Below are 22756 nucleotides of genomic sequence, written 5' to 3'. Positions count from 1 at the left end.
GGTCGCCCGCTAATTTTTTTTAAACCACACACACCGCGGGGGGCCACCCCCCAATCCGCCCCCCCCCCCCCGCCCCCTCCCCCCCCCCCCCCCGGGGCCCCGCCGCCGTCCCCACGGCGACGGCTCCCGCCACGCCCGTCCTACCCGGGCTCCTCCGCGCGGCCTACAGGATCCCCTCCGCACCGGACACCCCGCCCGGCTCCGTCCACGGGCGGAGCTTCTCCGGGTTGCGGACCGCCCAGATGCGCGTGACGCGTCCGCCGTCGAGGTCGAACGCCGCGACCGTCACGGTCGTGCCGGAGTGCTGCGCGACCAGCCCGGGACGGCCGTTGACCGAGCGCTCCAGGAGCGTCAGCCCGGGGGCCTTGTCGGAGATGTGGATCAGGTACTGGGCGATGAGGTCACCGCCCTCGACCGGGCGCAGGACGGTACCGACCAGGCCCCCGCCGTCGGCGGTCATCGTGGCGGCGGGATCGAGGAGGCCGACGAGGGCCTTGATGTCCTTCGCCTCCCAGGCCTCCTTGAAATCCCGCACCAGGGCGGCCTGGCCCGCCGCGGGTGCCGCCGCGGCCTTCGCGTCGCGGACCCGCCGCCGCCCCGAGGTCGCCAGTTGTCGGCAGGCCGCGGGGGTCCGGCCGACGATGCCGGCGACCTCCGGGAAGGGGTAGCCGAAGACGTCGTGCAGGATGAACGCCACGCGCTCGGCCGGAGTCATCGACTCCAGGACGACGAGGAAGGCCATGTTCACCGACTCGTCCAGGGTGACCCGGTCGGCCGGGTCGGCCGGCTCGGCCCCGCCGTCTCCGGACCGTCCGCTGAACCACTCCGTACGGTCGGGCAGCGGTTCCGGCAGCCACGCCCCGACGTAGCGTTCGCGCCGGGCCCGCGCGGAGCCGAGCACGTCCAGGCAGATGCGCCCCGCGACCGTCGTCAGCCAGGCACCGGGCGACTCGATCGCCTCCTGCTGGCGCCTCGTCATCGCGTACCAGCGGGTGTACGTCTCCTGTACGGCGTCCTCGGCCTCGGCCAGCGAACCGAGCAACCGATAGGCGAGATTGGTGAGGTGGCGCCGCTCGCCGACGACGACCTCGCCCGGATCGGGCCCGCGCCGGTCCTGCGCCTGCTCGGCTGTGGTGCTCATGCTCGCGACCGCTCCCTCGTTCTCCTCGCGCGCCCCGACGTCCGGCACGATGACATGATCATCTCACCCGTGGACGTGACCGGCGTCTCACTCACACTTCGCGCCCCTGCGTCGTCGAACCATCGAGAACGTACCGATCCACCGCCGCGAGGCAGAAGAGGGGACCGCACCATGGCCACCAACACCACGGCAGCACAGCGCAGTCACACCTTCCTGCGGGTCTCGATCGCCCTGCAGACCCTGACCCTGTTCCTCCAGGCGGTCTCCGCGGGCCTTCTGCTGTCCACGTCGTACGGCGAGCTGCTCCACGGCGTCGGCGCCCGCGTCATGTACGGCGCGACCATGCTGTACGTCATCGCCGCGATCCTCGCCTGGCGGCCTGGCGGCGGTTCACCCCGCCCCATCCTCCACTCCTCCGGCTTCCTCGTACTCGCCTCGGCGCAGGTCGTGTTGGGCATCGCCCGCGTGCCCTCCGTCCATGTCCCCCTCGGCGTCCTCATGTTCGGCCTCAGCGTCCTGGCGCTCGGCCGCACGCTGACCACCGGCGCGACGGCCCGCGCCGCCGCCCGCGCGTAGCCGCCCCGCCCCGTGCCGGGCCCGCCGCACGAAAGCCGCGGACGCGTCAGCAGGAGCGCAGCACGTCCATGACGGGTCCCGCGAGTGGCTGCAGGCGGCGGGTGCGGAGGTCGAGGACGGGGGTGGGGTGGGAGACGGCGTGGGAGGCGAGGAGGGTCATGAGGGGCCAGAGGGCGGGGGAGCGGGGTGGGAGGGGGAGGGTGTGGCCGTCGGGGGTGACGACCCGGGCGGTGGTGACGCCGGCGAGGAGGTTGGTGCGGGGCCAGTCGACGACGAAGGAGGTGCTGTCGGGGGTGGCGACGAGGACGACGTCCTGGGTGTGGTTGAGGACCGCGAGGTAGTTCATCGGCACGGTGAGCCGGCGGGACGCGTCGAACGGGGGCGATCCGTCCGCCGGGCGGATGCGGAGCACCGTGTCCAGGACCGGGCCGTGGACCTGGAAGGTGGTGGTGCCCGACATCCGGAGGAAGCGGGCGCGCACCAGGTGGCCGCCGCGCCGGGCCCAGCGGCGGCGGACGGAGCCGAAGGACCCTTCGCCGCCCGGGAGGGCGTCGGTGATCCAGCGGTCTTCCTCGCCCGGCTCGGAAGCGGGGGCCTGCTCCTCGGGGAACGCGCGGTACCGGTCGGCGAGGGCGGTGTAGCGGGCCGCCGTCTCCGGGTCCAGGCGTCCGAGGTGGATCGTGTCGCCGATCAGGGGGACACCGCCGGCGGCCCGGGAGAGGCGCATCTGCTCCAGCTGGCGGCCGGAGCGGCGGGTCAGATCGGTCACCCGGCCCTCCAGGTCGACCACGCGGCAGGTTCTGGTGCCCGCGAGGAGGGCGCTGCGCGGCCAGAGCGGGGTGACCTTCGCGGGGGTCGCCGGGTCCACGAAGACGGCGAGGCGGCCGGCCGTGACCGCCGACAGGCAGAGGGGCGGCACCCGCCACTCGTCCGTGACCTCGAACGGGCCCGTAGCCGCCGCTCCCTCGTCCCGGCGCACCCGCAGGCGAAGCCTGACCAGGGGGGTGAACTCGGCGGGGGCGTAGTCGCCGCCGTAGGTGGTGAACGTCGCCTCGTTGTCGGGTTCGTACCGGACGAGCGACGCCTCGACGACGTCGGCCCGCACCAACTCCGCCTGCGGCGGGCCCGCTTCGGAGCGGGGGGCCCAGAGCACGAAGCTGTCGTCGGCGTAGCCGGAGCTCGTGTCCTTCAGCCGGTCGCGGCGGGTGATGCGGGGGAACTCCTGGCGCGCGGCCCGGTGGGCCGTGACCGGAACGGCGGCCGAGACGGCCAGCCCGACGGCGAGTGGGATCCACGCCCAGTCGTCGCCCTCGGACCAGGCGATGTAGGCGATGACGAGGGCGAGCGGGCCCGGGAAGAGGCACAGGGCGGCGAAGAGGAGGTGGCCGATGAGCACCCCGGTGTAGCTGCGCATGGCCCCCCTGCCTCCGCCCGGTGCCGACGTGGGCACCGTATCCGGCCCGGTCGCGGCCGCGCACCCCTTTCGGCCGGGGCGGGGCGGGTGGGGCCCGGTCCCGTGCGGGACCGGGCCCTCGGGGGTCACGGTGCGGCGGGGACGGTGTCCTCGAAGGCGGTGCCGGCGGAGCGGTAGGCGCCGACCTTGGCGGCCACCTGCGCCGGGGTGAGGACCTGGTCCTTGACGTGGAGGACGTAGTCGACCTTCTGGTCGTAGGCGCGCGGGGAGGTCGACGTCTGGCCGGCGAGGTCGATCAGCCACTGGTTGAAGTTGATGGACATGGGGCGTTCGGGGAGGTAGCGGGCGTCGTGCCGGCCGAACTCCCGGCCGTCGACGTAGTAGACGACGGCGCTGTCGTCGATGGTGAGGACGAGGTCGTGCCAGCCGTCGTGGCTCGTCCGGGACTCGGAGTGCTGGTTGACGGCTTCCCAGGGGTCGGGGCGGTAGGTCTCCCAGGAGGTGGTGTAGAGGATGTTCGCGGGCTCGCCCCAGCCGCCGTTGGGCAGGTACTCGAAGTCGTACTCGGCGTAGTCGTCGGCCATGGGGGCCTTGAGGTCGTTGATGGTGAAGAAGGTCTGGACGACGCGGTCGCCGTCGGGTCCGGAGAGCGGCGCGTCGGAGAAGCGCACGCGCGCCGCGTAGGTGCCGTTCCGGAACTTCGTGGCGCGGGTGAGGATCTCGGTGTGCCGGGTGGACTCGCCGGTCCCGGCGGTGGAGGTCCGGAGGTTCATGATCGAGTTCGTGCCCTCCTTCGCGAAGGTGACGTTCTCCGGGGCCCAGGTGGCGCCCGGCACGCCGGGGCCGCCCGCGTTGGAACGCACGCTCCAGCCGTGGGCGTTGACGGCCGGGTCGGTGTGCCCCGTGTAGTCGAAGTCGTCGAAGAGCGCGGCGCCCGTGGGCGGCGGCGTGGTCGGGTCGGTCGGCGTGGGCGTCGGTGTGGGGTCGTCGCCGGTGGGGGAGGTGCCCCAGACCGGTGCGCCGGCCACGGTGGCGGTGACCTTGGACCAGGCGGAGTAGGCGGTCTGGGCCGGGCCGAAGGAGTAGTCGTCGTTCTGGTTCAGCGGCTGCCAGTCGGAGCGGTGGAAGCGCAGCTGCATGTCGCCGGTGTCCGCGCCCGGGGCGAGGGAACCGGCGCCGGCGGTGAAGCCGACCTCCAGGTAGCGGTCGGCGGTCGCGGTGGGGTGGGCGAGGGTGCCGAAGGTGCCGGTGAGGTTCGCGCAGCCCTTCACGGCCCAGGAGCAGGCGTAGGTGTACGAGGCTCCCGCGTCGGCCTTGAAGTAGTAGCGGACCTTGACCTGGCTCAGCGGGAGGCCGGAGGTGCCGGTGTTGACGACCTTCAGCCAGGGCTCGACCTGGTCGCTTCCGGTGGCGCTCTGCCGGTACTGGACGGTGACGGCCTCGCCGGCCGCCGCCGCCGGAAGCGCGGTGAGGGCGGTGGCGCCGAGCCCGGTCACCGCGGCGACGGCGAGCGCGGCACGGATCCGCGGCTTCCTGTTCCTCGACGGGTCGCTCATGACAAGTCCTCCTTGAGTGGGGTCCGGCCGGGGGCCGGGATCGTGGGGGAAAGACGGCGCGGCACCCCGAGGGCGTCGAGCCGGGTCCGGTGGTGGCGCAGGCGCTCCCGGAAGCCGGGCCAGTCGTGGCGGCCGGTCCAGACGACCTCGGCGAGCGCGCAGAGCCGGGGGAAGGTGAGGTATTCGGCGTGCGCGGTGGTGGGCACGTACTCGGTCCACAGCTGGGCCTGGGAGCCGAGGACCCGGGCCGCCTCCTCGGGGGTCCAGTCGGCGGGCGCCGGGTCGTTGCCGTGGACGGCCCGCAGGTCGACGACCTCGCCGGCCTGGCCGGGCGGTTCCGCCGGGCCGGCGGACTGGGGGTAGTCGAGGTACGTGGTGCGGTGGGGTGCCATGACGACCTCGTGGCCGCGGCGGACGGCGGTGCGCCCGTGCTCGGCGTCGCGCCACGGCATGACGGTGAAGTACCGAGGGAGGTCGGCGCCGTTCTCGGTCCAGCTGAGGGGCCGGCGGCCGGCGTCGAGCAGGTGGCGTCCGACCCGCTCCATGAACCAGCCGTGCAGGGCGTCGGGCCCCGGCAGGCCCTCGGCGGTGACCCTGCGGAGGGCGTCCGGGGAGGCGTGCCACTCGGTGGTGGGGCATTCCTCGCCGCCGATGTGGACGTACGGGGAGGGGAAGACGTCCATCACCTCGTCGAGGACGGTGCGGCAGAAGGCGAGGGCCTCGTCGTGGACGCCGAGGATGGTGTCGCAGACGCCCCACCGGTCCCACACCTCGTAGGTGCGGCCCGGGTGGTTGCCGAGTTCGGGGTACGCGGCGAGGGCGGCCCGGACGTGACCGGGCATCTCGATCTCGGGCACGACGGTGACGCCGCGCTCCGCCGCGTACGAGACCAGGCCGGCGAGTTCCGCACGGGTGTAGGCGCCGCCGTGCGGCAGGCCGCCGACTTCGGCGAGCCGGGGGAGGGCCGCGACCGGCATGCGCCAGCCCTGGTCGTCGGTGAGGTGGAGGTGGAGGACGTTGAGTTTGTGGAGGGCGAGGAGGTCGACGTACCGCCGGAGGTAGGAGACGGGCCGGAAGCGGCGGGCGACGTCGAGCATGGAGCCGCGCCAGGGGAAGCGGGGGACGTCGGTGATCTGCGAGCAGGGGATCGACCAGGCGACGCCGGGCACCGGGTCCGTGAGGAGGGCTTCGACGGGCAGGAGTTGGCGGAGGGTCTGGACGCCGGCCAGGAGGCCCTGCGGGCGGGCGGCCCGCAGCAGCACCCCCTCGGTGCCGACGGTCAGCCCGTACCCCTCGTCGCCGAGGCCGGTCAGGGCGCGGTCGAGGGCCAGGACGACGGAGCCGTCGGGGCGTGCGGGCAGCGTCAGGCCGGTCGCCGGTGCGAGCAGGGTGCGCAGCAGGTCGGCCGCGCCCTCGGCGCCGGGCGTGACCTTGAGCGTCGTCGTGGCGTCGAAGGTGAACCGGCCGGGGAGGACCGTGAGGTGGGTGGGTTCGGGAACGATTCGGGGCGGGGGCATCGCGGTGCGTTATCCCTTCACGGCTCCGCCGGTCATCCCGGCGGCGACCCGGCCCTGCAGGACCAGGAAGAGGACGAGGACGGGCAGGGCGAAGAGGGTGGAGGCGGCCATGGTGGCGCCCCAGTCGGTGCCGAAGACGTTGGAGAAGGACGAGAGCCAGACGGGCAGGGTGCGGTCGTCCTGGTTCTTGATGATCAGCATGTTGGCGAAGGCGAACTCGTTCCAGGCGGTGATGAAGCCGAAGAGCGAGGTGGCCAGGAGTCCCGGGGCGAGCAGGGGCAGGGTCACCCGGCGGAACGCGCCGGCGCGGGTGCAGCCGTCGACCTGGGCGGCCTCTTCGAGCTCCGCGGGGACGCCGGCGAGGAACGAGCGGAGGGTGACGATGGTGAACGGCAGGGTGATCATGAAGTAGATCAGGCTGAGGGTCGCGAGCCGGTCGAGCAGGTCGGCGTCCCGGGCGATCACGTACATCGGGATCAGCAGCGCTTCCCAGGGCGCCACTTGCGCGAGGAACACCATCAGCAGGAAGCCGCGCCGGCCGCGCCAGCGCAGCCGCGCCACGGCGAACGCGGCGGCCAGCGCCACGACCAGGGCGAGCAGGACGCACCCGGCGGTGACGAGCAGGCTGTTGCGCCAGAAGGTCCAGAAGCCGTCCGCGGCGACGGCGTGCCGGAAGTGCTCCAGGGTGACGGCGCCGGGCAGGAACCGCGGCGTCTCGGACTGGATGTCGCGGGTGGGCCGGAAGGCGGTGAGGACCATCCAGTACACCGGGAAGACGGCGAGGGCGAAGACGAGCGTCGCCGCGGTGTTCAGGGGGATTCGGCGCAGGGCGCGCGGGGTCACCGTTCGGCCTCCTGTCGGAGCAGCTGGCGGAAGTAGGCGATGAGCACGGCGACGAGGAGGAGCACGGTGAGCGTGGAGACGGCCGCGCCCAGGTCGTAGCGGTGCAGGGACTGGGCGACCCGGTAGGCGTAGACGGGCAGGGTGGTGGTCGCCTCGCCGGGGCCGCCCTTGGTGACGGCCCAGATCTGGGCGAAGCACCGGAAGACCCAGATGACTTCGAGGCACAGGACGAGTCCGAAGATCGGCCTCAGCAGGGGGAGGGTGACCGACCGGAAGATCCGCCGGCCGTCGGCCCCGTCGAGCCGGGCCGACTCGTACAGCTCGGCGGGGACGGTGAGCAGGGCCGAGTGGAGGGTGATCGCGGCGAACGGCACCGACTGCCAGACCACCAGCAGGACCAGGACGGTGAACGCGGCGGGCCCGTCGGCCAGCCAGGAGTAGCCCTCGAAGGACTCGAACCCCAGCCGGACGAGCACCCAGTTCACCACGCCGAGGCGCGAGGCGAAGAGCCACTGGAAGACCGTCGTGGTGGCGATCACCGGGCTCGCCCACGCGAGGACGAGGCCGCTGGTCACCAGGATCCGCATCCGCCGGCCGAGCCGCTGCATCATCAGCGCGACCAGCGTGCCGATCACCATGATCAGCGTGACGTTCACCAGCGTCCACCAGAGCGTGCGCCGGACGACCTCCCAGAACTCGGGGTCGGCCAGCACGGTCCGGTAGTTGCGGAACCCCACGAAGTCCGCGCCGCCGCGGATGAGCTCGCCCATGCCGTACTCCTGGAAGGAGATCAGCAGATTGCGGGCCAGCGGGTATCCGAGGAGGAGGGCGCCGCCGAGGACGGTGGGGGCGATCAGGAGATGGGGCCGGAGGTCCGGCCCGTGGGGTCGCTTCACGAGCCGAGGGTCCGGGTGATGCTCGCGGACGCGGTCGCCGCCGCCCGTGCGGGATCGGTGCCGGTGAGCACGGCGGTCATGTACTGCTTGATGGGGTTGGTGGCCTCGACGGCGGCCCACTGCGGGGAGTTCGGCGTCGCCCGGCCCTGTGCGGCGCCGGCGGCCATGGCGGCGGTGCCCTCGTCGTCCTGGATGACGTGCGCGAGGGAGGTGCGGTTGGGGACGTAGCTCATCGTCTTCGCCATGTCCGTCTGCCACTTCTCGCCGGCCAGCGCCTTGACCACCTGGTAGGCGGCGTCGGGGTGGGTGGAGGCCTCGGGGACGATGAGGTCGGAGCCGCCGGTGAAGACCGCGCCGGGCTTGTCCGCCGTTCTGCCGGGGACGGGGAAGAAGCCGAGCTTCCCCTTGAGCGCGGGGTTGATCTCCTCGACGATCTTCGCTCCGCCGGGTACGGCGACGATCTGGGCGACGTCCCCCTTCGCGAAGACCTCGGCTTGCGGCGGCTTGGCCTCGTCGGAGTCCTTGGGGCCCTTTCCGAGGGCCTGGAGCCGCCGGTAGAAGTCCATTCCGGCGAGGGCCTGCGGGGTGTCGAGCGCGCCCTTCCAGGCGGCGCCGTCCTGGACGGCGAGGTCGCCGCCGGCCTCCCAGACGAAGCCGGACAGGGTGTACCAGTTCTGCCCGGGGAGGTAGATCCCCTGCGTGGCGCCCTCGTCGAGCTTCGCGGTGACGGCCAGCCACTCGTCCTGCGTCTTCGGCGGCGCGGTGATGCCGGCCCGGGCGAAGAGGTCCTTGTGGTAGATGACGACGCGGTTGGCCGCGTACCAGGGGATGCCGTACTGCCTGCCGTCGACCTTGCCGGGTCCGGCGAGTCCGGGAAGCCAGTCGGCGCCGTTCAACTCGCCTGCCTTGTCGCTGAGATCGCGTAGGCCGCCGCTCGCCGCGTACTGCGCGACCTGGGTGTTGCCGACCTCGATGACGTCCGGGGCGTCCTTGCTGGCGAGGGCGGCGGTGACCTTCTCGCCGATGCCGTCCCACTCCTGGATCTGGATGTCGAGGTCGATGTCCGCGTGCTCGGCCTCGAAACCGGTCCGGAAGCGGGTGAGGAACGCGTCGGTGACGCTGTCCTTCATGATCCAGACGGTGACCTTCTCCGGTCCGCCGGAGGCTGCCGGGTCGTCCGGGGCGCTGCAGGCCGTGGCGGCCAGGGCGACGGCCGCGACGAGGGCGAGGGGGCCGGAGGCGGGGCCGGCGAGGAGGCCTGCGGGAGGACGGATCTTCAACGGGCACCTCGATGTGTAGTTGACCAATTGGTCAAGTGGTCAGGTGTGTGACCAGAAGGTGGCATGGACCAGTGGAGCCGTCAATCCCCTGAAAAACATGTGCTGTTCACCCGGTGACAGGTCGGCTCGTTCGGTTAGCATCTGCCTTACCAGTTGACCAGTCAGGGAGAGTGGCATGAAGGACGGCTCCTCCAGCGGGGTGCTGAAGAGGGAGCGGGTGAGGGAACACCTGCTGGGCCTGATCGAAGGCCTCGGCCCCGGCGACCCGATCCCCTCCGAGCGCACCCTCTGCGCCACCCTGGGCGTCTCGCGACCCACGCTGCGCGCCGCCGTCGACGAGCTCGTCGCCACCGGCCTGCTGGTGCGCGAGCACGGCCGGGGCATGTTCGTCGCCCCCGCGAAGATCACCCAGCAACTCGCCCCGGGCGACGCGGCCTTCGCCGTCCCCCGGGCCTCGGGCGACTGGTCGAGCACCGTCCTGGAGGCCGCCACCGTCCGGGCCGGCGCCCGCATCGGCCGCAGGCTCCGCCTCTCGCCCGCCGCCGAGCTGCTCTACGTCGCCCGGCTCCGCCTCGTCGACGGCGCCCCCATGGCCATCGAGCACCTGCACATCCCGGCCGACCTCGTCGGCGCCACGCTGAGCCCGGAGGAGCTGGAGGCGGGCGACCTCTACGACCACCTGCGGGAGCACCACCGCGTCCACGTCCAGGAGGCCACCCAGTCGATCGAACCCACCGTCGTCAGCGAGGACGAGGCCGCGCTCCTGGACGTTCCCGTCCTCTCGCCCGCGCTCCTGATCGAACGCCTCACCCTGGACACCGCCGGCCGGCCCGTCGAGTACGTCCACTCGGTCTACCGGGGCGACCGCTACCGGATCGTCTCCCGACTCGACTTCACCCGCGACGGCCTCGTCACCTCGTCGACCGAGGGAGATGCATACTGACCTGCGGCGGGGACGCGCATCGGGGAGGGCACGGGATGGAACTGAAGCGGGAGCGGGTACGGGAGCATCTGCTGGCCGTGATCGACGGCCGCCGTCCCGGCGACGCCATCCCCTCCGAACGCACCCTCTGCGCCACCCTGGGCGTCTCGCGACCCACGCTGCGCGCCGCCGTCGACGAGCTCGTCGCCACCGGCCTGCTGGTGCGCGAGCACGGCCGGGGCATGTTCGTCGCCCCCGCGAAGATCACCCAGGAGCTGGTCGCCGACGACCGCGCGGCGAGCGCTCCCCGCAGCCCCGGCAGCTGGACGAGTACGGTGCTCGAACTCCGCACCGTACGGGCCGGCGCGCGCATCGGCCGCCGACTCGCGCTCTCCCCGGCGGCGGAGCTGGTGCACGTCACCCGCCTCCGGTACGTCGACGGCACGCCGATCGCCCTGGAACAGCTGCACGTCCCCGCCGATCTGGTGCCCGGCCTCACCGTCGCCGACATGGAGGGCGGGTTCTACGCCCACCTGCGCGAGCGGCGCGGCATCCGGACCGCCCACGCCGTCCAGTCCATCGAGCCGACCGTCCTGAGCGAGGAGGAGGCGGCACTCCTGGAGGTACCCGTCCTCTCGCCCGCGCTGCTCTTCGACCGCGTCACCTCCGACACGGCGGGCCGACCGGTCGAGTACGTGCGGTCGCTCTACCGCGGCGACCGCTACCGCGTCGTCACCCGGCTCGCCCTCGGCGACACCGCCCCCGACCACCCGGCGGCCGACGCGGCACGGGGCGGCGCGTGGTGGGGGACGGTGGAATGACCGAAGCGGGCGCAGGCCGACGGGAGACGGACCTGCGCCCGCCTCGGGGCGGGCCCGGGCATCAGGAGAGGGACCTCGCCCGGGGCGGGCCCGGGCGTCAGGAGAGGGACCTCGCCGGCGCGGGCCCGGGCGTCAGGAGACGGACCTGCCGAAGAACTCCAGCTCCGCGACGGCGACCTGCTTGCGCGGGTCCGCCCGCCACGCCGTGGCCAGGACGAGGCGCACCGACAGCGCGTCGCGCACCCGGAGGTCGACGCGCTGGGTGCCGCCGTCGTTGATGCGGTGGTGCGAGACGTGCGTCTCGCCCGAGGAGTCCCGGACCACGAGGTCGAACGTCCGCGGCGTCGCCTGCCCGTCCGCCTGAGTCGTGTTCTTCGAGCTGCCGGGGGTGATCAGCAGGCTCAGCAGATCGGTCGGCTCGGCGAACGCGGCCTCCAGGTACTGCCCGGCCGAGTCGCCCGCGTACCCGGTGCCCCACCAGGTGTTGGAGTAGCCGTCGCCCGCCAGCTTCGGGTCCCGCTTCGCGGCCGAGTGCGAGGCGGTCCAGGAGACGGGATGCACCGGGACCCGGGTGGCGAAGTGGTCCTGGACCGCGCGGGCGGCCGGCGGCCCGCCGACGATCCCGCCGACGACCACGGCCACCACCGCCGTCGCGATCAGGGCGCGGACGATCCACCGGCTGCGGTCCCGCGCGAGCCCGGGTCGCCGCCCCGCGTAGGGGCCCTCGGCGTCGGACAGCCGCTCGGGAACCATGGGCGTCGCGCAGAAGCGGCAGAAGTGACGGCCCGGAGTGTTGGCGAGCGAGCAGGCCGGGCACGGCGTGCCGCCCTGCACCGGCACGGCCGCCTCGGCCGGCCGCACCGCCGGGCGCGCCGCCTCCGGGCGCGCGGGCAGCACCGGCGCGGCGACGGCCGGCTCGGCGGGCCGGTTTCCCGGGACCGGGACGAGCAGCGCGCGCACGAGCGTGTCCGACGGCCCGTCGGACGCGGGCCTCGCCTCCGGTACGGGGGCGGGCGCGGCTGCGGACGTCGGCGCGGACGCCGGGGCCGGCGTCGGCGCCCGCCCCTCCGATGCCGCCGTGACGGCCGGCAGCGGCGCGGTGACCTCCTCGGGGCCGACGGCCGGCGGGCCGGCGGGTGCGGCGGAGTCCGAGGTGCCGGCACCCGACGCCTCGACACCCGACGCGGCCGTGCCGGCGGCGGGCGGCTCCGAAGCGTCCGGGGCACCAGGGACCTCGGTACCGGCAGGCGCGCCGGTGCCGCGCGGGGCGTCCGGAGCCGCACCGGCCCCGGCGGGGGCGCCCGGCTCCGCGCGGCCCGCGCCCTCCGGCGACACCGCATCCCGAGTCGATCCGGACTCCGATCCGGATGCCTGGTCGGACGTCGGGCCGGACCGGCCGTCGCCGGGCGCTCCCGCCGGAGACGGACGGGCCGCGGCGGGCGCCGTGTCGGCCTGGGCGGGCCGGTCGGCGGTGGCCGCCGCTCCGGCCGGGGTGTCCCAGCGCAGGAACGCTCCGCAACTGTCGCAGAACGACTGGTCCGCCGTCCGCACCGGGCTCGCGCAGTCCGGGCAGGGGCGGGTCTGGGGCGCGTCACTCATGGGGGTCAGGCTCCTTCGGAGGTACGGGAAGCGGTCACCGAGACCGTGAACGGCAGATGGGCGGGGCGGGCCGCGGCCACGACCGCGCGCAGCCGGTGCGGATCCACGGAGGCGGGATCGGCGACCCGCAGGACGACGTGCAGCCCGGCCGCGGGAGTCCCCGGGAACGGGCCCAGCGGAGCGGCGGACCAACTCGCGCCCCCGCTCTCGGTGATCTCCGCGGGGACGCCGAACGCCAGCCGGACCGCCGCCGCGAGACCCTGCCGGGTGCCGCGCACCCGGTGCAGCGCGACGGCGGTGGCGACCGCGTGCCGGCGCAGCGGCAGCGGCTCGCTGCCGTCCAGCTCGGCGCCGACCCAGGTCGCGAGGTAGTCCACGAAGTCGGCCGGGGCGAGCGCCGGCGAGAAGTACGCCTCCAGCGAGTCCAGGACGTTGAACAGCGGAGCGAGGACGACGTCCAGACCGGTCACGAACCGCTGCCCGAAGTCGTCCTCCGCGTAGACGGCGGGCAGCGCCGCACCCAGCGGGTACGGGGTCGCGAGCCCGGGAACCGTACCCCGGGCGGACCCGCTCACCGCGCCTCGATCACGCGGACGCGGTGGTCGAAGGGGAAGAGCAGCGCGGACGGCGCCAGTTCGATCCGGTCGGTCGTGTCACCCCGCCGGCCCGTCAGCGGGTCCGCCGGGTGCAGCAGGACCTCGTCGACCAGCTCCACGCCCGGCACCCGCTGGAGCGCCGCGAAGATCTCGCCGGCACGCAGCGGACGCCCGAACGGCCACCCCTCGCCGTGCGCCCCGCCCGTCAGCGGGTCCAGGTACGCGTACAGCGCGTCCAGCGCCTCCGCGCGGACCCGCTCCGCCTCGGCGGCCCGGAAGGAGTGCAGCGTCGCCACCACCGTCACGCCCTGGTAGAACGGCGGCCCGACGGCCAGCCGGGTGCCCAGGGGACGGCGCTCGTCGAGGAAGCCCGTCACGCGCGACAGCAGCTCCTCGCCCGGCACCAGCTGCTCGAAGCGGAGCCGCCCGCCCCGGTCCGGCACCGCCTGCGGCACCACCAGGACGCGCACCGCGTTCTCGCCCGCCTCGGCCACGTCCGCCGCGAGGCAGGAGATCCGGGCGGCCTCGGGCGCCGCCCGCCGCGCCAGCTCCTCGTAGTCGCGGGCGGTGACGGCACGCTCCTGCGCCCGGAGCGTGATGGGCGCCCGGGCCTTGGCCTCCTCGACGGTCTCCCCGTCGACCCCGCCCCGCGCCGCCTCCCGGTTCTCGACCCGCGCGATGTACGGGATGGAACTGCGCAGCACGGTGATCGTGGCCCGGGCCACGTTGCCCGCCCGGCCGCCCCCGGTGCCGTAGCGGAGCGCGCGGATCGCCGCTCCCTTGGGCGGCACCGCCCCGAACTGGCGCAGCGTGCCGTCCGGTTGGCGCACGGAGGGGCCGAAGGCGATCTCGCCGGTCGTCGCGTCCAGGGTGTAGTGGCGGTCGCCGGGGCGCGAGGACGCGAAGTCGCGGACGACCGTCCACTCCTGCCAGCCGGCCTCCGGATCGTCCTCGTCCGCGCCGTCCGCCCGCTCGGCGACCTGGAGGAGCAGCGGCGGCCGGTCCACGACCGGCGCGTGCGCGAGCCGCACCCGCTGGCCCGGGACGCCCTCCGACTCGCCCAGCTGCTCGTTGCGGACCGCTTCCGCGTGGGCCGCCCGCACCGTACCGCCGATGGTGAACGCGGCGGCCGCACGCACGGTCGGCGACTCGCTGTACGAGGGAAGCCCGTCGATCGGCGGCACGACCCGGCAGCGCACCCAGCCCGCCTCGTGGCCGCCGAGGCGCGAGGACACGTGCCCCGACGGCATGTGCAGGACCACCTCGCCCGGCCTGTTGAGGCCACCCGTCGAGTCCTCGTCGACCTCGCACGCGACCCAGCCCTCGGCCGCCGTCCACGCCTCCCACACCAGCGGCGGTCGGCGCGGATCCACGCCGACGCCGTCCACCCGGCTGTCCAGGTCCAGGACCAGGACGCAGTCCGGCACCGCCGCCGAGAGCCCCAGCAGCAGCACGTCCCCGACCTGGGGCAGCGCGGAGAACACCGACACGTCCTCACCGCCCAGTACGTCCTGCGAGCGGTCCTCGGGCGCGCCCCCGGACTCCTGGCGCAGCAGGTGGGTCAACTCGCAGGGCACGACCGTCAGATCGGCGGTGGTCGCGAACACGACCGCCTCCTCCGTCTCCGTCCGCCCCGTGGACACCTCGGTACCGGTGGGCAGCAGCACCGGCTCGGCCTGCGGCGCGGACAGCCGGAAGGTGATGTCGGCGCGGGCGGCGGCGGGCGGGAACAGCGTCACGCCCAGCAGGTCGAGGAAGGCCAGGTGGTTCTTCTCCGGGACCCGGTTGAGCCGGTAGACGAGCTGGTCCGCCATGTGCGCGACGGCCTCGACCAGGGTGACGCCCGGGTCCGAGACGTTGTGGTCGGTCCACTCGGGGCACGCCTGCTGGATGTAGCGCTTGGCGTCGTCGACGAACTGCTGGAAGCGGCGGTCGTCGAGATGGGGTGCGGGCAGGGCCATGGGTGCTCAGTCCTCGGAGGGGATGACGTAGAAGGGGAAGACGAGGTTGCGCGGGTTGTTGGCGCCGCGCACCCGGTAGCGGATGTCGATGTAGAGCGTGGTCGGCTCCAGCGGCGCCGGGGCGACCGTGACGTCCTCCACCTCGATGCGCGGCTCCCAGCGGTCGAGCGAGGACATCACCTCGTGCCGGACCCGCCCCATGGTCGAGTCGTTGACCGGAGCGAACACCAACTCGTGCACGGCACAGCCGAACTCGGGACGCATCGGCCGCTCGCCCGGCGCCGTGGCCAGGACGAGCCGCATCGACTCCTCGATCTCCCGGTCGCGCCGGACGAGGGCGATGGCCCCGCTCGGGCCGGTCCGCAGCGGGAACGCCCACCCCGCGCCGACGAAGTGCTCACTCAACGGAAGGTCCTCCTCAGAACGGCAGGTTCGCCACGACGGGGTTGGGCATCGGGATGGTCGCCGTCACGAACGACGGCGCGTTGACGACGGCCTGGGTCACCGCCGACACCTTGAACTTCGCCCCGGCCTTGATGTCCACGCCGAGCCCCGCGTTCATCCTGATCTTCCCCGCGGCGGAAAGCGTCAGATCCATCCCCGACTCCACCGTCACCCCCCGCGCGCCCGAGATCGTGACCGTGCCGTCGCTCTCGACCGTCAGGGTCGTCCGCGCCTCGTTCAGCTCGATGCTCAGCGCCCCCTTCGCGGTGCGCAGCCGGATGCCGTGCGAGGCGCGCGTCCGGCCGCCCTCCTCGCGCAGCTCCACGGTGTGACCCGTACGGGACGTCAGCGCACGCCACTGCACCCGTCCGCTCGTCGGATCGACGGGCGGCACCCGGTCGGTGGCCGGAGTGTTCCGGTCGACGCCGTTGTAGAGGCCCGCGAGCACGTACGGGTGCTCCAGGGAACCCCGGTCGAACGCGCACAGCACCTCGTCGTCGACCTCGGGGAGCACCAGCCCGCCGCCCCCGCGCCCGCCGAGCTGCGCCACCCGGCACCAGCCGCTCTCGTACGTCGCCGACAACCACGGGAAGCGCAGCCTGACCCGGCCCAGTGACAGCGGGTCCTTCGTGTTCGTGACCAGCGCGACCGCGACACCCGGCATCGGCGGCGCCGGCTCGCCGCCGCCGGACGCCGTCCCGTACAGCGAACGGAACTGGCGGCCCGACACCGTCAGCCAGCTGGTGAACTGCCGCCCCGACGCGAAGACATGGCGGACACCGGTCGCCGTGTACCGCCCCTCGAACGGGAAACCCGCCCCCTTCACGGCGACCGGCTGCCCCGGCTTCAGCGCCGGATTGCCGGTGACCGCGACCTCCACCTCCGCGAACGACCCGGCGACGTCGTCGGCGAGCGAGGCCGCCGCCTGCGTCACCTCGGACTGCGTGGTGAACGGCGTTCCCGTCGACGCCAGTTCGGCCGGACCGAAGGAGGCGGACAGCTGCGCCGGCGTGATGTCCGAGACGATGTCCCGGCTCGTCACGGCGGGCGTCGGAGCGGACAGCGCCTGCTTCGTCCGGGGATCCCAGCCCCGCACGTCGACCTTCGCCACCTGGCCGGCGGCCGTCACCGACACCCGGCTGTGCAGGGTGTTGGACCCGAAGTCCAGGACGTACGGGCTCGACGCCGCCGGCGTCGTGTCGGCGGGCGCGGACGACGCCGGGGGCAGCGCGGCGAAGACCAGCCTGCCCGCCGTGTCGAGGGAGAGCCGGACGTCGTTCTCCCGCGCGAGCCGGGACAGGAAGTCCCAGTCGGTGATGTTCGGCTGGGTCGCCAGCTCGTACACGGTGGGCGTCGCGTCCACCTTGCCGAGCGGGATCCGGTTCAGCCCGGCGATCTTCCGGACGATGTCGGAGGCCGTCATGTTCGGATAGCCCTCGACCCGCCGGTTGCGCAGCAGCCGGTGTCCGGGGTCGTAGCCCCGCAGGATCAGGTACCGGCCGTGGCCGGGAGCCGCGTCCACCTCGACGGCCGTGACCTCGCCGGTCAGCATCGGCTCGCCGAGCCGCCCGTCGGTGAACGGGGACAGCACCGCCATGGCGCCGACCTTGAGGAAGGGGAACTTCTCGGTGAGGGTGCCGTCCTTGTCGCTGAACGTCAGCTGGAAGGCGGAGGGGACGTTGACACTGGCGTCCACCCAGCCCTCGGTGAGGCGGACCGCCAGCGGGTCCGGCAGGGGAGTGCCGTCCAGCTGCACGTGCAGGACGGTGGTGAAGGTCTTCTCGCTCATGAGGCGCCCTGGGTCTCCGGCGTTTCTGTGGTGGACGGGAGCAGCAGTTCCGTGCCGGGGCGCAACCGCATCGGGTCGTCGATGCCGTTCGCCTCGGCGATCACCCGCCAGCGCGTCGCGTCGCCGTACTCCCGCCAGGCGAGGGAGGCGAGCGAGTCCCCGGCGACCGTGCGGTGCGCCCGGCGGGCCGACAGCGCGCCGGAGGTCGGGTTCTGCTTCTTGGTCGCGGTGGCGACCTCGGTGAGCGACAGTGAGCACGTGGCCCGGATGGGTATGCCGCTGGGACTGAAGAGGGTGTACGTCGCGGACACCGAGGTCACGTACGCGACGAACTGCACGGTCGAGAACGACCCCCACGAGAACTCCACCCACGGCGGCGACGGGGCCTTCGCGCCGATGCTCTGCTGGGTCACCTCGCAGCACGACAGCAAAAGCTCGACCTGCTGCTGCACGTCGTTCGACGACGGGTCGTCCGAGCGGTCGAGGAACACCTCGAGCTGGAGCTGCGCGGGCTCGCTGCCCGTGAACTTCGGCGGAGCACCCCGCGTGTACGCCACCGCCGGCTCGGTGTGCCAGTTCGCGGACCTGCTGAGCTGCAACTGGTCCGGGTTGAACTGGAACTTCACCTGACCGATCCGGCCCCCCATCGACCCGCCGAGATCCGTCGGCGGCTGATGGATGGACAGCGAGGCACGCGAAAGACCGCGAGCCGCCAACGCACCCATGAGCGAGGCCATCTCACGCGCCTCCCGCGTCGGTGAAACCGTGGTGCGCGATCTCCAGCGACTCCGTCGCCACCGCCGGACTCGCCGGGTCGAGCGTCGGCCCCGTCCACCGCACCGGCAGCACCTCCACCAGACCCCACTGCGCCACCACCGACCCGTCGGCGCGCAGCGCCGCGATCTGCGCGGTCGGCCTCGTGATGCCCGTCGCGAGCGACGAGATCCACGCCGCGACCTTGGCGGTGTCCGGCGTCAGCGGGCGCGTCAGGCGGATGGTCGAGAACGTGACCCGCGTCGGCAGCTGCCACACGAAGCCGTTGTTCCCGCCCTCGTGGCGCTGCTCCACCTCCACCTCGGACGACAGCCCGTCACAGCCGTTGAACAGGCCGAGGTCCTGCCCGTCGATCGTCAGCTTGAAGAAGACGGTGGATGCGGGGTCCAGCTGCGTGGGCATGATGCGGGTCTCTCGGGTAGTCGGTGTCGGCCGGCGGCGGCCTCGTACGGTCTGGGTCGGTGTCCGGTCAGTGGCCGTGGTCTCTCAGGCGCCCCACCCGCTCGCGGTCCGCGCGCAGCTCGGCGCGCAGCAGCCGCGACAGCGGCGTGACGAGCCGACGGGCCAACTCGTCCAGCTGCGTCGGCGATTCCCCTTCGGCCCCACCGCCCGTGTGCGCGGTCCGCTGTACGGAGGGCACGGCCGGCGCGGTACGCGTCACCGTGGCCGGCCGGGGCGGCCGGGGCGCCGCGGCGGGGGCCGCCGTGGTGCGCTGCAGCGGCGCGGGCGTCACCACGGGGACGCCCGCGGCGGGAGGCGCCGCCGGTACGGGTGCCTGCGGGGCGACCGCCGGAGCGGCCTGCCGCTGGACGGCGACCGGCCGGGCCACGGGCCGTACGGCGGCGGGCGGGGCGATCGGGACGACGGGCACCGCGGTGGGACGCGCTTCGGCACCGGCGGCGGTCGCCCTCTGCACGGGTGCGGGGCTCCGCCGCTCGGCCGGAGCGGACACGGGACGGGACAGGGGCGTCGCCGGGACACCGCTGTGAGCGGGAGGCACGGGGGCGCCCGCCGCGTCCGGGAGGCTCGGCGCGAGCGGCCGGGTGGTCGCGAGCGGAAGCGAGGCGCGCCGCTGCACGGCGGGAGCGACGGCCCGGGGGACGTCGATGACGGTGACGAGCGGCCTGGGCGCTCCGACCGCTGCCGAGGCGGGCGCGGACGTGGAAGCCGACGGCCGCGCGGGCGTGCTCGCGTCGGGCGTCGTCGATGCGTGCGGGACCGCCGGACGCACCGGAGGCGCCGGGACGCCGGAGGCACCGGGTGAGCCGATGGCGCTCTGCGGTGTCGGTGCGACCGGGGCGCGCTGCACGACGGGGAGCGCCTTGACCGGGCTCGTGGCGGCGGGCGGCGTGGGTGCGACCGGCGCGGTCGCCCGCTGGACGGTCGCGCCCGGCGGCGTCCCGGGGGTGCTCGGGGGCGTCACGGCGGCCCGGGGCGGTGTGGCGGGAGTCGCCGCACGCTGGACGCCGGGGCTCTGGGCCGGGGCGGTCGTCGGCATCGTCGAGGACGCCGGGGTCGCGGGCCCGGCGGCCGGAGGAGCCGGAGGGGTGGAACGCCGGGTGGTCGGCGCCGCCGGGGGAGATGTGCGCGGAGAGGCCGGGGCAGCGGACGACGAAGGCGTCGGGGCCGCAGGATTCGTGGGCTCGGCCGCGGGCGTGACGGCGCGTGCCGAGGCGGCGCGCTGGACGGCGGGTGTCGGGGCCGCGGGCGGGCTCGGGGCCTCCGGGCTTCGCGGGGCCGCCGGAGCCTCGGGCCGGGCCGAGGGCGTGGCGCGGTCGGCGGGGGAGTGCGGGGCCGGGGACGCGGGCCGGTCGGTGGTGGACTGCCGTTCCGGCGGAGCGACGGGAAGCGGCGAGGTGGCGCGCTGGACGCCGGGGGTCCGGGAGGCGGGCGTCCCCGGGGTCGCCGGAGTGCCGGGGCGACCCGAGGGCGCGACCGGCAGAGGTGGCGCGGTGTGCTGGACGGTGGGGTTCCGGGGCGCCGGCGTGCGCGGGGCGGACGCCGTGCCGGGCTCGGCGCGCGGGGCGGGCGGAACCGGAGCGGTGGCGCGCTGGACGGGTGCACCGTCGGCGGCGCCGGAGCGCCGGCCCGACGGAGGGGCCGGAGGCTGCGGGGCGGCCGACGGGCCCGGCCCGGCCGGGCGGGGCGCGACGGGGGCCGGCGGGGTGTTCTCGCCGCGCGCGGCAGCCGTTCCCGGGGAGTCCTGCGCCTTCGGCGCACGCTGGACGGACCCCGGCCCGGGGACACCGCCGGGGCCGACCGGCGAGGGCGCGGCGGGAGCGGAGTCAGGGGTCGCGGACGTGCGCGTGATCGGCGCGCCGATCGGCGAGCGTCGTGGTGCCGGGGTCGCGCGAGGAGCCGGTGACGTGGCGCCGTCGGCGGCGGCGCGCTGCACGGGGGCTCCGAGGCCGGGCCGGGCGGCCGGGGCCGCCGGCGCCGCACTCGGCTCGGGAGCGGGCGCCGCGGCCGGCGGCGGTGTGGACGCCGTCGTGGTCCAGTCGGCGCCCGGAGCGCGACGGGAACGGCGTACGGGGGGACGGCGCTGCACCGGAGCGTCGGGCGCGCCGAAGGGAGTCCCGGGCCCGGTGGGGGAACCAGGGCCCGGGACGTTCTGGGGCCGACCGGAGGCCGAGGGCTCCGGTGCGGCGGTGTCGGGCGAGCCGGCCGGCGTCGCCCCGGTCTCGGCGGTCAGTGCGCGCTCCGGTGTACCCGGAGGCGTCGCCGCGCGCTGGACGGTCCCCGAACCGGGCGCGGACGGCGCCGTGTTCCGGGCGGAACCCGCCGGGACCAGGCGGCGCGACGGCTCGGCCGGCCGGGCGGAGACCAGCGGGGAACGGCGTGCGGGCGCGGGCCGGACGGGGCCCCGGACGGCGGCGCCGCCCGTCGGAGCGGCCGCGTCGAGACCGCTCCTGACGTCGGGAGCAGCCCCGGAGGGCCGTACGGCCGCCGCGCGCTGCACCGGCCGCGGCACGGAACGCGACGCGTCGGTGGGCGCGGGCGCGCCGGACCCGCCGCCACCCCGTACCGGGCGGGGAGCACCGGCCGCGCGCTGCACGGCCGCCCCGCCACCCGCACGCGGGCCCTCGGGCGCGGTCCCGGCCGCGCCGTCGGGACGGGGAGCCGGGTCGGCGGCCGATCCGGCTGCGCCCGCCACCGGCAGCCGCAGCCCGGGCAGTTCGCCGCCCGCCGGACCCGTACCGGACCCGGGGACGGGCCGGACCGCGTCGAGGAGGACGCCGGCGGGCGCGTCCGGGAGGGCGCCGTGGCCCAGGTCGCTCTGGAACGAGGGGTTCCAGTGGGTTGCGAGGGAGGTGGAGAAGCCGTGCTCCGCGATGGTGCGGGGCGCGTCGAGCACCCGCTGCACGGGCGGCAGTCCGCGCCACGCGTCCCCGGGCGCCGCCGCGGGGGCGGTGGGAGCCGCGCCCTCCGCGGGGGTGCCGGCCTCCGCGCCGTGCGACTTCCGGCCCCGCCACTTCCCGAACATGCCCACCTTCTCCTCCCTCCCGCTTCCCGTACTGCCGTTTCTCGCCATGCCGTCAAGCGCTCATGTCGTCATCTCGTCACGCGGTCATCTCGTCACGCGGTCATGCCGTCACGTCGTCATGCCGTCACGCCTGCGACCGCTCCACCAGCGACGCGACCTGCGCCACGTACTTCCGCCGGTCCGCGTGCTCCAGATCGAGGATGTCGTCCATGCCCCAGTGGAAGTGGAAGGCGAGGTACGCGGTCTCCTCCTCGATCCGGTCGGCCGCGTACGTCACGATTCCCCCAGGCGGCTCCCGGCCAGCTCGACCTCGAACGACTGCTCGCAGTGCGGGCAGGCGACGGCGGCCCGGGTGTGGCCCTCCGCGTTGATCTGCCGGTAGAAGTCCTGGAGGAACGCCAGGTCGGAGGCGAACATGTTCTCCACCGTCCCGTCGTGGACCGACGGGAGCGTGCCGAGCCGGGTGATGACCCGGCCGAGCAGCACCACGGACAGGTACGCCGGGTTCTCGCGGACCCGGATGTCCCGGAGCGGGAGCAGCTCGTCCCTGGCCGTGGCCAGCCGCATCGCCCCGCTGCGGTGCACGGTGCCCGCCTCGTCGACGAAGCCCCGGGGCAGCTCGAACTCGAACTCCGTGCGCAGCGGCTCCTCCGCGCGGTCGTGCCGCGCTCCCGCCGATCCCTCGCGTCGCATCAGCCGAGCGTCAACTCTTCGAAGGTGATGGTGACCTGCTCGGTCAGGGCGGCGGCGTCGCCGGCCTTGGTCGCGCTCAGCTCGACCTTGGTGCACCAGGCGTTGCGCAGGTTGTACCGCTTGACCTCGCTGAGCTGGTAGTCCAGGAAGATGATGGACGCGTCCTTGCGGGCCGAGCCCATGTCGCCGGCGATGGACGACGAGATCCACTCGGTGAACGCGGCGGACTGCGTGGCACCGCGGGTCACCGTGCACTCACCGGCCTTCTTCACGCCGGGGAGCTTCTTGATGATCGGCTTGCCGTCCGCCGAGACCTGCTGGAACTCGATGACGTCCTGCTCCATCGAGAGGCCGCTGATCTCCTGGAGGGTCTCGACCATGACGCCGTCGATCTGCAGGCCGAAATTGTGGGTAGTGAGGGCGTCACCGGTGTCGAGGGACATGCGGGTC

General features: G+C 74.5%; 21 protein-coding genes. 3 read left to right on the top strand and 18 right to left on the bottom strand.

Annotation, left to right across the window (positions count from 1 at the left end; translation table 11 throughout):
- Nucleotides 1-163: 163 nt before the first annotated feature.
- Nucleotides 164-1141 carry an RNA polymerase sigma factor SigJ gene (gene sigJ / locus ACFCY7_RS07635; protein WP_376482237.1) on the bottom strand — a complete coding sequence of 326 codons (978 nt, stop codon included), beginning with the start codon at nucleotides 1139-1141 and terminating at the stop codon, nucleotides 164-166.
- A 171-nt stretch (nucleotides 1142-1312) separates the two neighbouring features.
- Here sigJ and ACFCY7_RS07630 point away from each other — a divergent pair, with 171 nt between their 5' ends.
- A complete protein-coding gene (locus tag ACFCY7_RS07630; RefSeq protein ID WP_376482235.1) occupies nucleotides 1313-1717 on the top strand; it encodes a hypothetical protein in 405 nt (134 codons plus the stop codon).
- 46 nt (nucleotides 1718-1763) lie between these two features.
- Here the strand turns inward: ACFCY7_RS07630 and ACFCY7_RS07625 are convergent, their stop codons facing one another.
- The 6 genes from ACFCY7_RS07625 to ACFCY7_RS07600 all read right to left on the bottom strand — a co-directional run bounded on the left by ACFCY7_RS07625 (nucleotide 1764) and on the right by ACFCY7_RS07600 (nucleotide 9223).
- Nucleotides 1764-3131 carry a hypothetical protein gene (locus tag ACFCY7_RS07625; RefSeq protein WP_376482234.1) on the bottom strand — a complete coding sequence of 456 codons (1368 nt, stop codon included), beginning with the start codon at nucleotides 3129-3131 and terminating at the stop codon, nucleotides 1764-1766.
- 125 nt (nucleotides 3132-3256) lie between these two features.
- A complete protein-coding gene (locus ACFCY7_RS07620) occupies nucleotides 3257-4687 on the bottom strand; it encodes a cellulose binding domain-containing protein (RefSeq protein ID WP_376482232.1) in 1431 nt (476 codons plus the stop codon).
- Entirely contained in the window at nucleotides 4684-6204 is a 1521-nt protein-coding gene (locus ACFCY7_RS07615; protein WP_376482231.1) for a beta-N-acetylhexosaminidase, read from the bottom strand. The genes ACFCY7_RS07620 and ACFCY7_RS07615 overlap by 4 nt, the downstream gene beginning before the upstream one ends.
- A 9-nt stretch (nucleotides 6205-6213) precedes the next feature.
- Nucleotides 6214-7047, bottom strand: coding sequence for a carbohydrate ABC transporter permease (locus ACFCY7_RS07610; RefSeq protein WP_376482229.1), 834 nt, complete (start codon nucleotides 7045-7047; stop codon nucleotides 6214-6216).
- On the bottom strand, nucleotides 7044-7943 hold the full coding sequence (locus ACFCY7_RS07605) for a carbohydrate ABC transporter permease (RefSeq protein ID WP_376482227.1): 900 nt from the start codon (nucleotides 7941-7943) through the stop codon (nucleotides 7044-7046). Before ACFCY7_RS07605 ends, ACFCY7_RS07610 begins: the two co-directional genes overlap by 4 nt.
- Complete coding sequence (locus ACFCY7_RS07600) at nucleotides 7940-9223, bottom strand: extracellular solute-binding protein (protein WP_376482225.1); 1284 nt, start codon at nucleotides 9221-9223, stop codon at nucleotides 7940-7942. The genes ACFCY7_RS07605 and ACFCY7_RS07600 overlap by 4 nt, the downstream gene beginning before the upstream one ends.
- 175 nt (nucleotides 9224-9398) lie before the next feature.
- On the opposite strand from ACFCY7_RS07600, the gene ACFCY7_RS07595 reads away from it, so the two are divergent.
- Together ACFCY7_RS07595 and ACFCY7_RS07590 are read left to right on the top strand one after the other, a co-directional pair.
- Entirely contained in the window at nucleotides 9399-10166 is a 768-nt protein-coding gene (locus tag ACFCY7_RS07595) for a GntR family transcriptional regulator (RefSeq protein WP_376482223.1), read from the top strand.
- Nucleotides 10167-10201: 35 nt separating this feature from the next.
- On the top strand, nucleotides 10202-10966 hold the full coding sequence (locus ACFCY7_RS07590; protein ID WP_376482221.1) for a GntR family transcriptional regulator: 765 nt from the start codon (nucleotides 10202-10204) through the stop codon (nucleotides 10964-10966).
- A gap of 132 nt (nucleotides 10967-11098) precedes the next feature.
- Here the strand turns inward: ACFCY7_RS07590 and ACFCY7_RS07585 are convergent, their stop codons facing one another.
- The 11 genes from ACFCY7_RS07585 to ACFCY7_RS07535 form a co-directional block, all read right to left on the bottom strand.
- Nucleotides 11099-12565, bottom strand: coding sequence for a hypothetical protein (locus ACFCY7_RS07585; RefSeq protein ID WP_376482219.1), 1467 nt, complete (start codon nucleotides 12563-12565; stop codon nucleotides 11099-11101).
- A 5-nt stretch (nucleotides 12566-12570) separates the two neighbouring features.
- Entirely contained in the window at nucleotides 12571-13140 is a 570-nt protein-coding gene (locus ACFCY7_RS07580) for a phage tail protein (RefSeq protein WP_376482217.1), read from the bottom strand.
- The gene (locus ACFCY7_RS07575; RefSeq protein WP_376482215.1) at nucleotides 13137-15122 is read right to left on the bottom strand and encodes a putative baseplate assembly protein; all 1986 of its coding nucleotides are present in this window, start codon (nucleotides 15120-15122) and stop codon (nucleotides 13137-13139) included. The genes ACFCY7_RS07580 and ACFCY7_RS07575 overlap by 4 nt, the downstream gene beginning before the upstream one ends.
- 6 nt (nucleotides 15123-15128) lie before the next feature.
- A complete protein-coding gene (locus ACFCY7_RS07570; protein ID WP_376482213.1) occupies nucleotides 15129-15527 on the bottom strand; it encodes a GPW/gp25 family protein in 399 nt (132 codons plus the stop codon).
- A gap of 13 nt (nucleotides 15528-15540) precedes the next feature.
- The gene (locus ACFCY7_RS07565) at nucleotides 15541-17355 is read right to left on the bottom strand and encodes a VgrG-related protein (RefSeq protein ID WP_376482211.1); all 1815 of its coding nucleotides are present in this window, start codon (nucleotides 17353-17355) and stop codon (nucleotides 15541-15543) included.
- Nucleotides 17352-18092 (bottom strand): LysM peptidoglycan-binding domain-containing protein, encoded by a 741-nt coding sequence (locus ACFCY7_RS07560; RefSeq protein ID WP_376482209.1) that lies wholly within the window; start codon nucleotides 18090-18092, stop codon nucleotides 17352-17354. Before ACFCY7_RS07560 ends, ACFCY7_RS07565 begins: the two co-directional genes overlap by 4 nt.
- Before the next feature lies 1 nt (nucleotide 18093).
- Entirely contained in the window at nucleotides 18094-18531 is a 438-nt protein-coding gene (locus ACFCY7_RS07555; protein ID WP_376482207.1) for a phage tail protein, read from the bottom strand.
- A 67-nt stretch (nucleotides 18532-18598) separates the two neighbouring features.
- Nucleotides 18599-21613, bottom strand: a complete 3015-nt coding sequence (locus tag ACFCY7_RS07550) for a hypothetical protein (protein ID WP_376482205.1) — start codon at nucleotides 21611-21613, stop codon at nucleotides 18599-18601.
- A 124-nt stretch (nucleotides 21614-21737) separates the two neighbouring features.
- On the bottom strand, nucleotides 21738-21890 hold the full coding sequence (locus ACFCY7_RS07545; protein WP_266900549.1) for a DUF6760 family protein: 153 nt from the start codon (nucleotides 21888-21890) through the stop codon (nucleotides 21738-21740).
- On the bottom strand, nucleotides 21887-22306 hold the full coding sequence (locus tag ACFCY7_RS07540) for a hypothetical protein (protein ID WP_017242134.1): 420 nt from the start codon (nucleotides 22304-22306) through the stop codon (nucleotides 21887-21889). Before ACFCY7_RS07540 ends, ACFCY7_RS07545 begins: the two co-directional genes overlap by 4 nt.
- The gene (locus ACFCY7_RS07535) at nucleotides 22306-22749 is read right to left on the bottom strand and encodes a phage tail protein (RefSeq protein ID WP_017242133.1); all 444 of its coding nucleotides are present in this window, start codon (nucleotides 22747-22749) and stop codon (nucleotides 22306-22308) included. The genes ACFCY7_RS07540 and ACFCY7_RS07535 overlap by 1 nt, the downstream gene beginning before the upstream one ends.
- Between the last annotated feature and the right edge of the window lie 7 nt (nucleotides 22750-22756).

The sequence above is a fragment of the Streptomyces sp. NPDC056361 genome (assembly GCF_042262805.1).
Lineage (GTDB): Bacteria > Actinomycetota > Actinomycetes > Streptomycetales > Streptomycetaceae > Streptomyces.
This window is presented reverse-complemented; position numbering and strand designations above follow the sequence as displayed.

Coding starts and splice junctions, on each gene's coding strand:
- sigJ (WP_376482237.1), bottom strand. CDS start 1,141: ATGAGCACCACAGCCGAGCAGGCGCAGGACCGGCGCGGGCCCGATCCG.
- ACFCY7_RS07630 (WP_376482235.1), top strand. CDS start 1,313: ATGGCCACCAACACCACGGCAGCACAGCGCAGTCACACCTTCCTGCGG.
- ACFCY7_RS07625 (WP_376482234.1), bottom strand. CDS start 3,131: ATGCGCAGCTACACCGGGGTGCTCATCGGCCACCTCCTCTTCGCCGCC.
- ACFCY7_RS07620 (WP_376482232.1), bottom strand. CDS start 4,687: ATGAGCGACCCGTCGAGGAACAGGAAGCCGCGGATCCGTGCCGCGCTC.
- ACFCY7_RS07615 (WP_376482231.1), bottom strand. CDS start 6,204: ATGCCCCCGCCCCGAATCGTTCCCGAACCCACCCACCTCACGGTCCTC.
- ACFCY7_RS07595 (WP_376482223.1), top strand. CDS start 9,399: ATGAAGGACGGCTCCTCCAGCGGGGTGCTGAAGAGGGAGCGGGTGAGG.
- ACFCY7_RS07590 (WP_376482221.1), top strand. CDS start 10,202: ATGGAACTGAAGCGGGAGCGGGTACGGGAGCATCTGCTGGCCGTGATC.
- ACFCY7_RS07585 (WP_376482219.1), bottom strand. CDS start 12,565: ATGAGTGACGCGCCCCAGACCCGCCCCTGCCCGGACTGCGCGAGCCCG.
- ACFCY7_RS07575 (WP_376482215.1), bottom strand. CDS start 15,122: ATGGCCCTGCCCGCACCCCATCTCGACGACCGCCGCTTCCAGCAGTTC.
- ACFCY7_RS07565 (WP_376482211.1), bottom strand. CDS start 17,355: ATGAGCGAGAAGACCTTCACCACCGTCCTGCACGTGCAGCTGGACGGC.
- ACFCY7_RS07560 (WP_376482209.1), bottom strand. CDS start 18,092: ATGGCCTCGCTCATGGGTGCGTTGGCGGCTCGCGGTCTTTCGCGTGCC.
- ACFCY7_RS07555 (WP_376482207.1), bottom strand. CDS start 18,531: ATGCCCACGCAGCTGGACCCCGCATCCACCGTCTTCTTCAAGCTGACG.
- ACFCY7_RS07550 (WP_376482205.1), bottom strand. CDS start 21,613: ATGTTCGGGAAGTGGCGGGGCCGGAAGTCGCACGGCGCGGAGGCCGGC.
- ACFCY7_RS07540 (WP_017242134.1), bottom strand. CDS start 22,306: ATGCGACGCGAGGGATCGGCGGGAGCGCGGCACGACCGCGCGGAGGAG.
- ACFCY7_RS07535 (WP_017242133.1), bottom strand. CDS start 22,749: ATGTCCCTCGACACCGGTGACGCCCTCACTACCCACAATTTCGGCCTG.